Here is a 15,362-nt window from a genome sequence, read left to right as displayed (position 1 = left end):
ATCCTTACTCGTCGTATTCGAAACCGCCACCAGCGTAATTGTCAAAGCGGGAGAACATCCCCTGGAAGGTCAGTGGCACCTTACCGATGGGGCCGTTACGCTGCTTACCGATGATGATCTCGGCGGTGCCCTTCTCGGCGGTGTCCGGGTGATAAACCTCATCCCGGTAGATAAACATAATCAGGTCGGCATCCTGCTCGATGGAGCCGGATTCACGAAGGTCGGAGTTCACCGGGCGCTTGTCCGCCCGCTGCTCCAGGGAGCGGTTCAACTGGGACAGGGCAATCACCGGTACATTCAGCTCCTTGGCCAAGGCTTTGAGGGAACGCGAGATCTCGGCGATCTCCAGGGTCCGGTTGTCCGCCAGGGCCGGCACCTGCATCAGCTGCAGGTAATCCACCATGATCATGGAGAGGCCGCCATGCTCACGGGCGATTCGCCGAGCGCGGGAGCGCACCTCGGTCGGGGTCAGGCCGGAGGCGTCGTCGATGTACATCTTGCCCTGCTCCATCATCAGTCCCATGGTGCTGGAAACCCGGGCCCAATCCTCGTCATCCAGCTGCCCGGTCCGGATCTTGGTCTGATCCACCCGGCCCAGGGAGGCGAGCATACGCATCATGATCTGCTCCGAGGGCATCTCCAGGGAGAAGATCAGCACCGGCTTCTGCTCATTCATGGCCGCCGCTTCGCACAGGTTCATGGCGAAGGTGGTTTTACCCATGGAGGGACGGGCCGCCACAATGATCAGATCCGACGGCTGGAAGCCGGCGGTCATCTTATCCAGATCAGAGAAGCCACTGGAGACCCCGGTCACCCCGTTATGGGGGTTGGAGTAAAGCTGCTCAATCTTGTCGACCGTCTTCTCCAAGATGCTCTTGATGTTCTCCGGGCCCTCGTTGGCGTTGGCCCGACTCTCGGCGATCTTGAACACCTTGGTTTCCGCCAGGTCCAGCAGGGCGGCGGAGTCTCGCCCCTCGGGATTGAAGCCGGCATCGGCGATCTCGTTGGCCACCTTGATCATCTCCCGCACCACCGCCCGCTCACGGACGATCTCGGCGTAGGCGACGATGTTGGCGACACTGGGAGTGTTACGAGATATGTCAGACAGGTAGGGGATGCCACCGACGTTGTCCAACTCCCCCTGACGGCTCAGCTCTTCGGAGACCGTCACCAGATCCAGGGGATGGCCGCCCTCCAGCAGCAGCGACATGGCAGCGAAGATATATTGATGGCTGCGGCTGTAGAAGTCCTCTTTGACCACTCGCTCGGCCACCTGATCGAACACATCGTTGTTCAACATCAGGCCACCCAGGACCGACTGCTCCGCCTCAATGGAGTGCGGAGGGATCTTCAGCTGGTCGACCGTTTTCTGCTGCCCGCTTTCGCGCCGGCGTGTTTCTGCCATGTTAAACCCGTTACACTAGGAACTTTTAGTTGATAAGATTGCCCCTTTCCGGGCGCCAGCCCAGACAGGATTCATAATAATAAAGGGATCTCCCATGCCAACCAAAGTTTCTTCTTCGGTATCAGCACTGGCGCTGAGCCTCTCCCTGACCATGCCCGCCCTGGCGAACGAAGGCCAGTGGCTGCCGATGCAGATGCCGCAACTCGCCGACGACCTGAAGCAGGCCGGTATCCGCCTGCCGGCGGAGCAGCTGGCCGATCTGAACCAGTATCCGATGAATGCGGTGGTGGGGCTCGGCTATTGTACCGCCTCCTTCGTCTCTCCCAAAGGGCTGGTGGTCACTAACCACCACTGTGCCTACCGGGGCATCCAGTTTAACAGCAACGAAGAGCATAACTACCTGGACGACGGCTTCCTGGCTACCTCCATGGAACAAGAGCCCTCCGCAGGCCCTCAGGAACGCCTCTACGTTACGGATAAAATTGAGGATGTCACCGACAAGGTGTACGCTGGCACCACCGACGAGATGGACGGTTACCAGCGTTACCACACCATCCAGGGCAATCGTAAGGCCCTGCTGAAGGAGTGTGAGTCCAACGACAACTATCGTTGCCACGTTCGCAGCTTCCACGGCGGCAAGAAGTACTACCTGCTGCGCCAGCTGATGATTCGCGATGTACGCCTGGTGTACGCGCCGCCCCAGAGCGTCGGCTCCTACGGCGACGACATCGACAACTTCGAGTACCCGCGTCACAGCGGTGACTTCACCTTCCTGCGCGCCTATGTGGCCCCGGACGGCTCCCCCGCCGCCTACAGCGAGCAGAATGTTCCCTACCAGCCCAAGAGCTTCCTCAAGATCAATGCCAGTGGCGTTCGCGAAGGGGACGGCGTGCTGGTTGCCGGCTACCCAGGCCGTACCAGCCGTCACAAACTGCTGAGCGAACTGGAGTTCGCCTCCGACTGGCAGTATCCGGTGGCCGCCAAGCGCTACCAGCACCATATCGATCTGATCGATCAGCATGGAATGGAAGATGGCGTCATCAAGATCGCCTACGCCGGTACCAAGGCCAGCCTGGCCAACCGGATGAAGAAGCTCAACGGTCTGCTGGACGGCTTCCGCAAGACCGACATCCCCGCCATCAAGGGCGCCAGTGAGCAGGCGTTCATCGATTGGCTCAAGGCCGACACCAAGCACGCCAAACAGCTGGCCAAGGTGGAGGAGCTGGAGCAGAAGCTGGCCAAGCAGCGCGAGTACAAGCAACGCGCCTTCTACTTCGAAAACGCCCAGTCCAGCGCCATGCTCAGCACCGCCAACCGCCTCTACAAGCTGGCCAACGAGCGCCAGAAGCCCGATGCCGAACGTGAAGAGGGTTACCAGGAGCGGGATATGAAGATGCTGCAGGGCCGACTGAACCGCCTGTCCCGCAGCTACGACTCCCGCATGGACCGCGCCCTATGGCAGACCGACATCAACGCCTACCTTGACCAGCCGCTGCGCTCCGAAGCCCTGGACAAGGTGCTGACCACCCTGGACCTGGATAGCGCCTACGCCAACACCGAGCTGCATGACGGCGCCAAGCGCCTGGAGTGGATGACCCAGCCGGTGGAAGCGTTCAAGGCCAGCGAGGACCCCTTCATCCAGATGGCCGTCGCCCTCTACGAAGCCAACGAAGCCAACCGCAGGGAGAGCCAGACCCTGGCCGGCGAGATCACCGCAGCCCGTCCGGCGATGATGGACGCCCTGCTGGCGTGGTACGACAGCCGTAACCAGCCGGTGTACCCCGACGCCAACGGCACCCTGCGCATCAGCTACGGCATGGTGGACGGCTATCAGTCCGCCGATGCCCTCTATAAGCAGCCTTTCACCAAACTGGAGGGGATCGTGGAGAAACACACCGGCATCTACCCCTTCAACGCCCCTGAGAAGGTGGTAGACGCCATCAAGGCCAAGCGCTACGGCAGCTTTGCCCAGGAAAGCCTGAAGGCGCAGAACCCGGCCTGGCACTGCTCCATCTTCTCCTGTACAGAACCCCGCGATGCCCACTTCGGCTCAGTGCCGGTGAACTTCCTATCCAGTGTCGACACCACCGGCGGCAACTCCGGCTCCCCCATCCTCAACGGTGACGGCGACCTGGTGGGGCTGAACTTCGACTCCACCTACGAGTCGATCACCAAGGACTGGTACTTCAACCCTGAGATCACCCGGGCGGTGCACGTCGACTTCCGCTACGTGCTGTGGATGATGGAGCAGGTGGACAACGCCGACAACCTGTTGAATGAGCTGACCCTGCTGAAGTGATCCGGGCTGCTCACTCAAAAGGCCCCGCCGGGGCCTTTTTTGTTGCCAGCTATCAGCCGCTGGCCGACCCCCCAGGGGCTCGAGCAAAAAAAAACACCGCCCCTAGGCGGTGTTTTTCAATCTTCCAATTAACTCGGTAGATTACTCGGCAACAACGTTCAGCTTAACGTTGGTGCTCACTTCGCTGTGCAGAGCGATAGCGATGTCGAATTCGCCGGTGTGACGCAGGGCGCCTTCAGGCAGACGAACTTCGGACTTCACTACTTCAACACCGGCAGCGGTGATGGCATCAGCGATGTCACGGGTACCGATGGAACCGAACAGCTTACCTTCGTCACCAGCCTTGGAGGCGATAACAACGGCTTCCAGAGCGGCCAGCTTCTCGGCACGAGCCTCGGCAGCAGCCAGCTTGTCAGCGATGTTCTTTTCCAGATCGGCGCGACGAGCTTCAAACTCAGCGATGTTGGCTTCGCTAGCGAATACCGCTTTGCCTTGAGGCAGCAGGTAGTTACGAGCGTAACCGGATTTTACGGTTACCTTGTCACCCAGACCGCCCAGCTTGGCAATTTTATCCAGCAGAATAACTTCCATTACCTTTTCCTCTACTTTAAAGGGTTAACCTAATGCCGAACTTAACCTTGCAGGTCAGTGTAGGGCAGCAGAGCCAGGTAACGAGCACGCTTGATGGCGCGAGCCAGCTGACGCTGGTACTTAGCGCTGGTGCCAGTGATACGGCTCGGTACAATCTTACCGCTTTCGGTAACGTAGTTTTTCAGAGTCGCTACGTCTTTGTAGTCGATCTCAGTTACACCGTCTGCAGTGAAACGGCAGAATTTACGACGACGGAAATAACGTGCCATTTGGGCATCTCCTATGAAATAGGTTCAATTGAGTCAGCGTGCAATACCAGGCGGCTTTGGCCATTCCGGCTCTGTTGCCAGGCGAGGAATCCCGCCACCCGGATCGGCTGACCTGAGTCCAATGAATCCAGTAAAGGCTGTGCTTCCCGACCGCTGACGACCACCTGTATCTTGCAGTAGACCGGACGATTCAGTCCCGCCTCCTGCTGCATGGAGCGGTGCTCCATCACAAAGTACCCGTGGGGAACTCCGTTGATACCGGTTGCCCGTTTAGGAGGCCGAAGGACGGTGCCCGTCAGCTCCAGGCGGTTGGTATTCACAGCGATTACTCGGCCTTGGCTTCCTCAGCAGCAGGTGCAGGAGCAGGCTTGGCTTCGCGACGCTCTTCACGCTCACGACGCTCTTCCTTGGCTTTCGCCATGGCGGAAGGCTCGGTGATGGCGCCCTTGGTGCGGATTACCATGCTGCGGATAACGGCATCGTTGAAGCGGAAAGCAGTTTCCAGCTCCTCGATGGCCTCAGCGGTAGCTTCGGCGTTAACCAGCACATAGTGAGCCTTGTGCAGCTTCTCAATTGGGTATGCCAGCTGGCGACGGCCCCAGTCTTCCAGACGGGTTACAGAACCACCATCTTTGGTGATGGTAGCGGTGTAACGCTCGATCATGCCAGGAACCTGTTCACTCTGATCAGGGTGAACCATAAATACGATTTCGTAATGACGCATTATTGATCCTTACGGTTATTCAGCCTCTTGCAGGCTCAGCCGGACCTAGAGGCAAGGAACAAAAAGGGTTTCGGCTGATTAGCCGGCGCATATTACAGCAATCCCGCCCGCCGGGCAAGGAGATTGGCCAATCCGCAGCGGAGTTTAGCACAGACCACCGGCCACGACGCCGGTTGAGCGACGCCTTTCCCTGGTGCCTGGGGCAGAGTACACTGTGTCACTGCTACAGGCCCGCAACGGGCTCACCCCATAATGACAAGAGTGCACAAACACAGTGTTAAAGACACCCTACTGGCTGCCGCTGCCGCTGCTGCTTGTGGCGCCCCAGGCCCTGGCCCTGGTGCCGCCTGAATATAAGGAGCCCGAAGACCGCCTCGACGCCGAAGTCGAACTGGGTCTGCAGTTCACCTCCGGCAACTCCGAATCCAGTAACTTCAACGGCCGGGGAAAGCTGGTGTACGATGCCGACGCCGCCAAGCATGAAACCGTTCTCAAGGCCTATTTTGCCTCGGACAACCAGAGTACCACCGCCGAGCAGTACACCCTGGAGTATCAGCTGGATTACAAGCTCGGCGGCAGCAACTACATCTATGGCCGTAGTGAACTGCTCTGGGACAAGTTCGGCTCCTTCACCCGCCAGCAGATCTACTCCGCCGGGTACGGTTCCACCCTTGTCGATAGGCGCCACACCAAGCTCTCTCTGGAAGTGGGTGGCGGTTACCGGTACAACGAGCCCAACCTGACCGATGCCGACCAGGGAGGCAGACGCTCCACCGACGAGGGGATTGCCCGTTTCTCCGGCAAGTTCTCCCAGCGGCTGCACGAGTACACCACCTTCAACACCGAGGGGGCGGTGGAAACCGGTAACCGCAACACCGTAGCGACCCTGAAGATGTCCATCCGCAACCAGCTGTGGGCGGATCTGGCTCTGAAGATCGGTACCGACCTCAAGTTCACCGACCGGGTACCGGAGAACAGCGAACGTACCGACATCATCTCCACGGTCAACCTGCTCTACACCTTCTAAGGCGCCCGCCAGGATCAGCAAGGGCGCCAAACGGCGCCCTTGTTGTTCCAAGCCACTCCTAGCTGCGGCGCTGACGCACCGCTTCATAGAGGCAGACGCCGGTGGCCACCGACACATTGAGGCTGGTAACCACCCCGGCCATGGGGATGGAGATCAGCTCATCGCAGTGCTCCCGGGTCAGACGACGCATCCCCTTGCCTTCGGCGCCCATGGTGATCGCCAGGGGGCCGTTCAGTTTGGCCTGGTACAGGTCATGGGCCGCCTCACCGGCGGTGCCGACGATCCAGATCCCCCGCTCCTGAAGATCCCTCATGGTACGGGCCAGGTTGGTCACCTGGAACAGCGGCACGGACTCGGCAGCGCCCACCGCCACCTTGCGCACCACCGGCCCCAGACTGGCGGAGCGATCCCGGGGCACCACCACCCCATGGACACCGGTGGCGTCGGCGCTGCGCAGGCAGGCGCCCAGGTTGTGGGGATCGGTGACGCCATCGAGTATCAGCAGCAGCGGCGTCGCCACCCCGTCCAGCAGGGCGGCCAGCTCGGCCTCTCCCTTCACCGGGGCGGGCTTGGCGGCGGCGACCACTCCCTGGTGCTGAGGCGAACCCGCCTTGTCGTCCAGGGCCTTGCGTGCCGCAGGCTGGCAGCTGATGCCATTCTGCTTGGCCAACTGCAGAATCCTGTGCAGGCGCTCGTCGTCCCTCCCCTTGAGCAGCCAGATCGCCTTAATCCGCTCAGGTTCAGACTGCAACAGCGCCTCCACCGCGTGGAGGCCAAACACCATCTCTTGTTTCATTACCGCTTGTTCCGCTTATTACTCTTCTGCTTGGCCGGCTTATCCCGGCCCGTGGCTTGTTTCTGGCCGCCCTGGGCGCGTCCGTCGGAGTGGGGCTTGCCGCCCTTGCCGCGACCGGACTTGCCCTTGGCCTTGGTTTTGGCGTCGCCAGCCTTGTAGGGCCCCTTCTGCGACTGCTTCTCGGCTGGCTTTTGAGGCTGCTTCTGGGCCGGCTTACGGCTGGACTTGGCCTTGGCCTTCATCTTCTTGCCGACGCCCTTCTCCTCCACCATGCCCAGCTCGATCTGACGATCGTCCAGTTTCACGGACAACACCTTCACCCGAACCTCATCACCAAGACGATAACGCTTGCCGCTGTGCTCACCGTAGAGCCCTTGACGCACCGCGTCGAAATGGAAGTAGTCGTTCTCCAGGCTGGAGATGTGCACCAGGCCATCGATGTGATATCTGTTGAGGCGCACAAACAGGCCGAAGCTGGTGACGCCGCTGATCACCGCGTCGAAGCTATCTCCCACGTGATCCTGCATGAACTCGCACTTGAGCCAGTCGGACACGTCCCGGGTGGCGTCGTCGGCACGGCGTTCGGTCAGGGAGCAGTGATCGCCCAGTTCCACCAGTTGCTGGGTACCATAGTGCACGGCGGCGCCATCCTGGCCGCGTCCCTTCATCTTGTCCATCGCCTTGCGAATCAGGCCCTGGTCCTTCACCAGCAGGGCACGGATCACCCGGTGCAGAATCAGGTCCGGGTAGCGGCGAATGGGGGAGGTGAAGTGGCTGTAACCCTGCAGCGCCAGGCCGAAGTGGCCCTGGTCATCCGGGCTGTAGACCGCCTGCTTCATCGAGCGCAGTACCATGGTGGTCACCAGTTCGGCATCGCCCCGCCCCTCCAGAGAGGCAAGCAATTTGGCGATATCCTTCGGTTGGGGCTCCTCGCCGCCACCCAGGTGCAACCCCTGCTGACCAAGGAAGTCTCTCAGGGACTTGAGCTTGGACTCGCTGGGACCTTCGTGGACCCGGTACAGGGTCTCCCCCTTGTGCTTCTTGACGAACTTGGCGGCGGCCACGTTGGCGAGGATCATGCACTCCTCGATCATCTTGTGGGCCACGTTGCGCTCCCGCGGCACGATCTGCTCGATGCGGCGGTCGGCGTTGAAGATAAACTGAGTTTCGGTGGTCTCCAGCACCAGGGCACCACGCTTCAGCCGCGCCTCATCCAGGGCGCCGTAGAGCCGGTGCAGCTCCTGCAGGTGGGGTAGGATGCCGGCGTAGCGCTGCTGAAGGCGCTGATCGCCATCGAGCATCGCTGCCACCTTGGTGTAGGTCAGGCGCGCGTGGGAGTGCATCACCGCCGGGTAGAACTTGAAGCCGGAGAGGTTGCCTCCCCTGGAAACGGTCATCTCCGCCACCATGCACAGGCGGTCGACGCCAGGGTTCAGGGAGCAGAGTCCATTGGAGAGCTTCTCCGGCAGCATGGGGATCACCTGGGCCGGGAAGTAGACGGAGTTGCCGCGCTTGATCGCCTCATCATCCAGGGGGGTGCCGGTGCGCACATAGTGGCTGACATCGGCGATGGCCACCCACAGCCGCCAGCCACCGCCGCGCTTCTTCTCACAGTAGACCGCATCGTCGAAGTCACGGGCATCCTCACCGTCGATGGTCACCAGGGGCAGATGGCGCAGGTCCTCCCTGCCCCTCTTGTCCTCTTCGGCCACCTCGTCGTCGATCGCCGCCACCTCGCTAAGCACCGCCTGAGGCCACTGATGGGGCAGATCATGGTTACGCAGGGCGATCTCGATCTCCATGCCGGGATCCATGTCGTTCCCCAGCACCTCAATCACCTTACCCCTGGCATGGGTGTGACGTCCGGGGCGCTGGACCAGCTCGACGGACACCACCTGGCCGAGACGCGCCCCCATTCGGTCCCCTTCATGGATCAGGACATCCTGGCTGATGCGCCGGTCATCGGGCACCACGAAGCCGACCCCGTCTTCGGTGAAGTAGCGGCCGATGATCATCGGGTTTCTCGGCTCCAGCACCCGGACGATCCGTCCCTCCTGGCGACCACGGCGATCATGGCGATCCCCCTGAGCCATGACCCGGTCGCCGTGCAGCACGCTGTGCATGGTGCGCTCGGTCAGAAACAGGTCCTGGCTGCCGTCATCGGGGCGGAAGAAGCCGAAACCGTCGCGATGGCCGATCACCGTACCGGTGAGCAGATCCATCTTCTCCGGGATGCCGTAACGCCCCTTGCGGGTGTAGACCAGTTGGCCATCGCGCTCCATGGCGCGCAGTCGGCGCATCAGGGCGATATACTGCTCACCCTCCAGGCCCAGCTCGGCAGCCAGCTCGTCGCGGCCAATCAGGCCGCGGCCTTCGGTGATCAACTGCAGCAGGTACTCCCGGCTGGGGATCGGGTTTTCGTACTTCTCAGCCTCGCGCTGATAATGGGGATCGTTTTTATCCAATAGTAAATATTCTCGTAGAAAAATAGGGAATTTAGCTTCAAGTATACCGACAATCAGCGGTACTTATCCTGAAATTTCTGATCGGCGCGGATGGCGGCCACTTCACGGGGCGGGATCAACGGCTCCAGTTGAGCCAGCAGAGTGGCGGCGAGCTGCTGATCCTCCTCTCGCCGGTACACCTCCTCGAACAGCCAGCGGTAGGCCTGGGGGTAGTCCCGGGGAGCACCATGCCCCCTGAGGTACATGCGTACCAGATCGAAGCGGGCACGCAGGTGGCCCTGCTCCGACGCCAGCTTGTAGTAGTGTACCGCCAGCTCATTGTTCACCAGGGTGAACTTGCCGATGCGGTAGTAGCGGGCCAGCTGCTCCAGGGCATCGGGCAGGCCGGATTCCGACGCCGTCTCCAGGTAATAGAACCCTTCACGGACATCCTTGTCGATGCAGACGCCGTACATCAGCATGTCGGCCCACAGCATTTGGTAGGCGGGCTCCTTGAGCACCTTGGCGTGGGCGCGCACGTCCTCCACCAGCTGACACTCATCCCGGCGCATCTGCATCAGGTGGGTGTTGGCGCGAAGCATCTGCAGCAGCGCATCCTGTGAGTACAGCTCCACCGCCTGCAGTTCCGCACGGGCAGGGGCCATCAGCATCAGGGTTGTCAGCAGCAGCAGCAGTCGTCTCATACTCAGGTTATCGGCCCGGGGTGTTCAATCTGTAGTCCAACATAGCATAACGGGGCCAGATGGCCCCGTCACTATCGCCGTCAGGCGAATGGATTCCGCAGAATCATGGTCTCTACCCGGTCGGGGCCGGTGGAGATGATGTCCACGGGGACCTCCAGCAGCTGTTCGATGCGGGCGATGTAGTCCAATGCCGCCTGGGGCAGCCGGTCATGTTCCACCACACCGAAGGTGCTCTCTTTCCAGCCGGGCAGGCTTTCATAGATGGGCTCGACCGTTTCGTAGTCTTCGGCAGCCAGGGGCGGAACCTCGACAACACTGCCATCGGCCATCTTGTAGCCGGTGCACAGCTTCAGCTCTTCCAGGCCGTCCAGCACGTCCAGCTTGGTCAGGCACAGGCCGGTGATGCCGTTGATCTGAACCGCGCGGCGCATCGCCACGATGTCCAGCCAGCCACAGCGACGCTGGCGGCCGGTGGTGGCACCAAACTCGTGCCCCTTTTCACCCAGGTGCTGACCGACCGCGTCGTCCAACTCGGTGGGGAAGGGACCGCCGCCGACGCGGGTGGCGTAGGCCTTGATGATCCCCAGCACATAGTCGATGCGGTTGGGGCCAAAACCGGAACCCGTAGCCACACCACCGGCGGTGGTGTTGGAGGAGGTCACATAGGGATAGGTGCCGTGGTCGATGTCCAGCAGGGTGCCTTGGGCGCCCTCGAACAGGATAGGCTCCCCGGCCTTGCGGGCCTTGTCCAGCAAGTCGGTCACGTCCACCACCATGGACTTCAGCAGATCCGCCACGGACATCGCCTGCTCATACACCTCATCGAAGGAGACGGGCTCGACCTTGTGGTATTCGGTCAGCATGAAGTTGTGGTAGCTCAGCACCTCTTTCAGCTTCTCGGCGAAGCGTTCGGCGTCGAACAGGTCACCGACACGCAGCGCACGACGGGCCACCTTGTCTTCGTAGGCGGGGCCGATGCCGCGACCGGTGGTGCCGATCGCCTTGCTGCCCCGGGCCGCTTCGCGGGCCTGGTCCACCGCCACATGGTAGGGCAGGATCAACGGACAGGCTTCGGAGATCAGCAGACGCTCCTCGACCGGCACACCACGCTCCTTCAGCATGGTCAGCTCACGCAGCAGGGCATCGGGAGCCAGCACTACACCGTTACCGATGATGCACTTGACGTTTTCGCGGAGAATACCCGATGGAATGAGGTGCAGGACGGTCTTTTCGCCGTTGATAACCAGGGTATGGCCGGCATTGTGGCCACCCTGATAACGCACTACGTAGGAGGATTTATCAGTCAGCAGGTCGACGACCTTGCCTTTGCCTTCGTCACCCCACTGGGTGCCGAGAACAACAACGTTTTTGCTCATTATGGATACAGAGTCGGTGGTTAAAGCAGGATTCTAGCAAAACAGCCTGAGCAAAACAGCCGTTATCGAGAAAAAATGTACATTATTACCGCACCCGCAGTCACCAGGGCACCGCCGATGCGCCGCAGCATGGCGTCGGGTTGACGGCTCAATTCGGAGACCGCCGCCCGCCATTGACGGGGGAACAGCGCCGGGCCGATCCCCTCCATCAGCAGCAGCAATCCCAGGGCAATTAGCCAGGACTCAGACATAAGTGACTCTCCTTCAATGAAAAAGCCCGGCGGCGGGCCGGGCTTTTCAGGCAGGCCTCGATCATTTGGCCTTGTTGGTACCCTTCATATACTGGAAGAAATCGGAGTCCGGGGAGACCACCAGTACGTCCTGCTTGCTGTCGAAGGACTTGGCGTAGGCTTCCAGGCTGCGCATGAAGCTGTAGAACTCAGGTTCCCGGTTGTAGGCATCGGCGTAAACCTTGGCCGCCTGGGCTTCCCCCTGACCGCGCAGGGTCCTGGCCTTCTTCTCCGCCTCGGCCAGCATCACCGTTACCTTGGCATCGATCGAGGCCCGGATGATCTCGGCCTTCTCTCGGCCCTGGGAGCGGTGCTCCTTGGCCACGGCGGTACGCTCTGCGCGCATCCGGTCGTAAATCGACTGGCTCACCTCTCGGGGCAGGTTGATCTGCTTCACCCGTACGTCGACCACCTTGATACCGAGCTCCAGGGCACTGTCGGAGGCCGCCTTCAGCGCCTCCTGCTGCAGTTCGTCACGGCTGCCGGACACGATCTCTGAGATGGTGCGGGAACCGAACTCGCTGCGCAGGCCGTTGTTGATCTTGCTCTGCAGCAGCGCTTCCGCCTGCAACTGGTTGCCGCCAGAGGTGGAGAGGAAGAACCTTTCGAAATCGATGATGCGCCACTTCACGTAGGAGTCCACCATCAGGTCCTTCTTCTCGGAGGTCACGAAGCGGTCCGCCGGCGCATCCAGGGTCAGGATCCGGGCATTCATACGGATCACCGAGTCGATCAGCGGCACCTTGAAGTGCAAGCCGGGCTCGTAAACCACGGTGGCCCCTTCGGCATCCTTGGCGATCTTACCGAAGCGCTTGACGATGCCGCGCTCACCTTCGCTGACCACGAACAGGCTGGACAGGCCCAGGAAGAACACCAGGACCAGGGTAACAATAGCTGCGGGTCTCATGGCTTAGTTCCTCCCCTGACGGATGCTGCCGCCGCGGTTGTTGGCGCCGCGGTTGGTATTAAAAGTGCCGGAGGGCTGGGAGTCGCTCTCGCTCATCTGTGAGGCTCCCACCTTGGGGGCACTCTTACTGCCGGAGCGCTCGATGATCTTGTCCAGGGGCAGGTAGAACATGGAGCCGTTGCCCTCAGTATCGACCATCACCTTGGAGGTGTTACCAAACACCTTCTCCATGGTCTCCAGATAGAGGCGCTCGCGAGTCACCTCGGGCGCCGCCAGATATTGGGGCAGCAATTGAACGAAGCGGGTAACCTCACCCTGGGCTTCCAGGGTGACACGCTCACGGTAAGCGGTCGCCTCCTGCTCCATGCGCTGGACCCGGCCTCGGGCTTCAGGCTCGACGGCACGGGCATAGGCTTCCGCCTCGCGCACGAAACGCTCCTCATCCTCCTGGGCGGAGATGGCGTCATCGAAGGCGTCCTTCACCTCCTCTGGCGGACGGGCGGGCAGCAGGTTGACGTCCACCACGGTCAGACCCAGGCCATAGGGCTCGATGATCCCCTCCAGCTCAACACGGGTGTCCTGACGCACCTGCTCACGGCCTGTGGTCAGGATGTCGTCCATGGTGGTGTGGCCAACCACGTAGCGCAGGGCACTGTCCATCGCCTCGTTGAGGGACTCGTCGGGATTGGTCACGTTAAACAGGTAGGCGCGGGGATCGGTGATGCGATACTGCACCTTCATCTGCACCGCCACCACATTCTCATCCATGGTCAGCATCATGCCGGAGGCCGGCAGTTCGCGGATGTTGTTGACGTTGACCGGAATCACCTCATCGATAAAGGTGGCCTTCCAGCCCAGGCCGGGACCGACCTGCTCATAGTACTGACCGAAGCGCAGCACTACGCCCCTCTCCGCTTCCTCAATCTTGTAGAAGCCGGACAGGCCCCACACCAGGGCCAGCAGGATGACGGCGATGCCGACGGCGGCCGCGTTGATGCCGCCGCCTCCCCGGTTGCCGCCGAAGCGGGAAGTGAGTTTGCGGAAGACCTGATCCAGGTCCGGTGGTCCCTGATCATTACCGCCGCGGTTCCCCCACGGGTCATTTCCCTTATTTCCAGGCTCATTCCAGGCCATGTAGTTCTCCGTAATGTCTTATCGAACTCCAGTGGCAGCGCCCGCCTCTGACGGACATCGCGCCCCCGGCCGATAGCTAGAGGTTTAACGCTAATTTATCAGGCAATTACTGGATGATAAAGTGCTCCAGCCTTCCCTCAGACGCCTTCACCTGCCTGCGCCACTCCGATTCGGGCAGGGAAACGGTCAGCAGACAGTTGCCCTCCTCGTCGTATTGACTCTTTTGAACCGCGCTGAGTTCAAAGAAAACGTTGAGCCATTTCTGTTCAGCTGGTGGCAGTTTCAATGATAGTTCAACAATTTGCCTACTGAGTAGATCGCTGAGCGCCTCGAACAGGTACTCCTGCCCCAGGTTGGCCTGGGCGGACATCCACACCCGAATCGGCCGTCCCTGGTCGTCCCTGTCTAGGCGGGGCACCGCCTCCTCCAGCAGGTCCACCTTGTTGTAAACCAGCAACTGCGGGATCTCATCGGCCTCAATCTCCTGAAGAACCCGATGAACCTCTTCGATATTCTCGACGGCTCGTTGGTCATGGGCATCCACAACGTGCAGCAGCAGATCCGCCTCCCGGGTCTCCTGCAGGGTTGCCTTGAAGGCCGCCACCAAATCATGGGGCAGGTGACGGATGAAGCCCACGGTATCCGCCAGCACCGCCGGACCGACCTGGTCGATCTCGATCCTGCGCAGGGTCGGATCCAGGGTGGCAAACAGCTGGTCTGCGGCGTACACCCCGGAATCGGTGACCAGGTTGAACAGGGTCGACTTGCCGGCGTTGGTATAGCCCACCAGGGACACAGTCGGGATCTCACGCCGGGCGCGGGAGCGTCGCCCCTGCTCGCGCTGCCTGGCCACCTTCTCCAACCGACGCAGGATGGTCTTGATACGTTCACGCAGCAGGCGCCGATCAGTTTCCAGCTGGGTTTCTCCCGGACCGCGAAGGCCAATCCCGCCCTTCTGACGCTCCAGGTGGGTCCAGCCCCGCACCAGTCGGGTGGAGAGATGGCGCAACTGGGCCAGTTCGACCTGCAGCTTACCTTCGTGGGTTCGTGCCCTCTGGGCAAAGATGTCCAGAATCAGGCCGGTGCGATCCAGCACGCGGCATTTCATCAGGGCTTCGAGGTTGCGTTCCTGGGCCGGGGAAAGGGCATGATTGAAGATCACCACATCGGCCTGCTCCGCCTGGACCAGGGCCGCGATCTCTTCCGCCTTGCCGGCACCACAGAAATATTTGGGATGGGGAGAAGAGCGTGCGCCGGTAACAACTCCGCAGGCGTCAACGCCTGCGGAGGATACCAAGAGTTGCAGCTCTTCCAAGTCTTCTCTATCCCCCTCTCGGGAGAAGTTCAGATGAACAAGTACAGCGCGTTCGCCTGCCTCATACCGCTCAAACAAGCA

The 15,362-nt window shown here is 61.0% G+C and carries 15 protein-coding genes; 2 read left to right on the top strand and 13 right to left on the bottom strand.

Annotation, left to right across the window (positions count from 1 at the left end):
- Positions 1 to 4 precede the first annotated feature (4 nt).
- Complete coding sequence (gene dnaB / locus FCL40_RS02245; RefSeq protein WP_136850911.1) at positions 5 to 1,405, bottom strand: replicative DNA helicase; 1,401 nt, start codon at positions 1,403 to 1,405, stop codon at positions 5 to 7.
- A gap of 94 nt (positions 1,406 to 1,499) precedes the next feature.
- Between dnaB and FCL40_RS02240 the strand changes: the two genes are divergently transcribed.
- A complete protein-coding gene (locus tag FCL40_RS02240) occupies positions 1,500 to 3,704 on the top strand; it encodes a S46 family peptidase (RefSeq protein WP_136850909.1) in 2,205 nt (734 codons plus the stop codon).
- 141 nt (positions 3,705 to 3,845) lie between these two features.
- Here the strand turns inward: FCL40_RS02240 and rplI are convergent, their stop codons facing one another.
- Genes rplI through rpsF form a run of 4 tightly spaced genes read right to left on the bottom strand, consistent with a single transcriptional unit; the run spans position 3,846 to position 5,288 of the window.
- Positions 3,846 to 4,295, bottom strand: a complete 450-nt coding sequence (rplI, locus tag FCL40_RS02235; RefSeq protein ID WP_136850907.1) for a 50S ribosomal protein L9 — start codon at positions 4,293 to 4,295, stop codon at positions 3,846 to 3,848.
- A 41-nt stretch (positions 4,296 to 4,336) separates the two neighbouring features.
- Positions 4,337 to 4,564 carry a 30S ribosomal protein S18 gene (rpsR, locus tag FCL40_RS02230; RefSeq protein WP_028109942.1) on the bottom strand — a complete coding sequence of 76 codons (228 nt, stop codon included), beginning with the start codon at positions 4,562 to 4,564 and terminating at the stop codon, positions 4,337 to 4,339.
- 11 nt (positions 4,565 to 4,575) lie between these two features.
- Positions 4,576 to 4,884: a primosomal replication protein N gene (gene priB, locus FCL40_RS02225; RefSeq protein WP_136850905.1), complete on the bottom strand. Its 309-nt coding sequence runs from the start codon at positions 4,882 to 4,884 to the stop codon at positions 4,576 to 4,578.
- A gap of 5 nt (positions 4,885 to 4,889) precedes the next feature.
- Positions 4,890 to 5,288, bottom strand: coding sequence for a 30S ribosomal protein S6 (rpsF, locus tag FCL40_RS02220; protein WP_136850903.1), 399 nt, complete (start codon positions 5,286 to 5,288; stop codon positions 4,890 to 4,892).
- A gap of 274 nt (positions 5,289 to 5,562) precedes the next feature.
- On the opposite strand from rpsF, the gene FCL40_RS02215 reads away from it, so the two are divergent.
- Positions 5,563 to 6,315 (top strand): DUF481 domain-containing protein, encoded by a 753-nt coding sequence (locus tag FCL40_RS02215; RefSeq protein ID WP_136850902.1) that lies wholly within the window; start codon positions 5,563 to 5,565, stop codon positions 6,313 to 6,315.
- 58 nt (positions 6,316 to 6,373) lie between these two features.
- On the opposite strand, the gene rlmB is transcribed toward FCL40_RS02215, so the two are convergent.
- The 8 genes from rlmB to hflX form a co-directional block, all read right to left on the bottom strand.
- Positions 6,374 to 7,111, bottom strand: a complete 738-nt coding sequence (rlmB, locus tag FCL40_RS02210) for a 23S rRNA (guanosine(2251)-2'-O)-methyltransferase RlmB (protein ID WP_136850900.1) — start codon at positions 7,109 to 7,111, stop codon at positions 6,374 to 6,376.
- Entirely contained in the window at positions 7,111 to 9,576 is a 2,466-nt protein-coding gene (rnr, locus tag FCL40_RS02205) for a ribonuclease R (RefSeq protein ID WP_136850898.1), read from the bottom strand. Before rnr ends, rlmB begins: the two co-directional genes overlap by 1 nt.
- A 53-nt stretch (positions 9,577 to 9,629) precedes the next feature.
- A complete protein-coding gene (locus tag FCL40_RS02200; RefSeq protein ID WP_136850896.1) occupies positions 9,630 to 10,259 on the bottom strand; it encodes a tetratricopeptide repeat protein in 630 nt (209 codons plus the stop codon).
- Positions 10,260 to 10,339: 80 nt separating this feature from the next.
- Positions 10,340 to 11,635, bottom strand: a complete 1,296-nt coding sequence (locus FCL40_RS02195; protein WP_136850894.1) for an adenylosuccinate synthase — start codon at positions 11,633 to 11,635, stop codon at positions 10,340 to 10,342.
- Positions 11,636 to 11,697: 62 nt separating this feature from the next.
- A complete protein-coding gene (locus tag FCL40_RS02190; RefSeq protein WP_136850892.1) occupies positions 11,698 to 11,886 on the bottom strand; it encodes a DUF2065 domain-containing protein in 189 nt (62 codons plus the stop codon).
- A gap of 61 nt (positions 11,887 to 11,947) precedes the next feature.
- Positions 11,948 to 12,832, bottom strand: coding sequence for a protease modulator HflC (hflC, locus tag FCL40_RS02185; RefSeq protein WP_136850890.1), 885 nt, complete (start codon positions 12,830 to 12,832; stop codon positions 11,948 to 11,950).
- Positions 12,833 to 12,835: 3 nt separating this feature from the next.
- On the bottom strand, positions 12,836 to 13,966 hold the full coding sequence (hflK, locus tag FCL40_RS02180; RefSeq protein ID WP_136850888.1) for an FtsH protease activity modulator HflK: 1,131 nt from the start codon (positions 13,964 to 13,966) through the stop codon (positions 12,836 to 12,838).
- 106 nt (positions 13,967 to 14,072) lie between these two features.
- Positions 14,073 to 15,359, bottom strand: a complete 1,287-nt coding sequence (hflX, locus tag FCL40_RS02175; protein WP_136850886.1) for a ribosome rescue GTPase HflX — start codon at positions 15,357 to 15,359, stop codon at positions 14,073 to 14,075.
- Between the last annotated feature and the right edge of the window lie 3 nt (positions 15,360 to 15,362).

Origin of the sequence: Ferrimonas sediminicola, from assembly GCF_005116715.1 — a bacterium.
Classification (GTDB): Bacteria; Pseudomonadota; Gammaproteobacteria; order Enterobacterales; family Shewanellaceae; genus Ferrimonas; species Ferrimonas sediminicola.
This window is presented reverse-complemented; position numbering and strand designations above follow the sequence as displayed.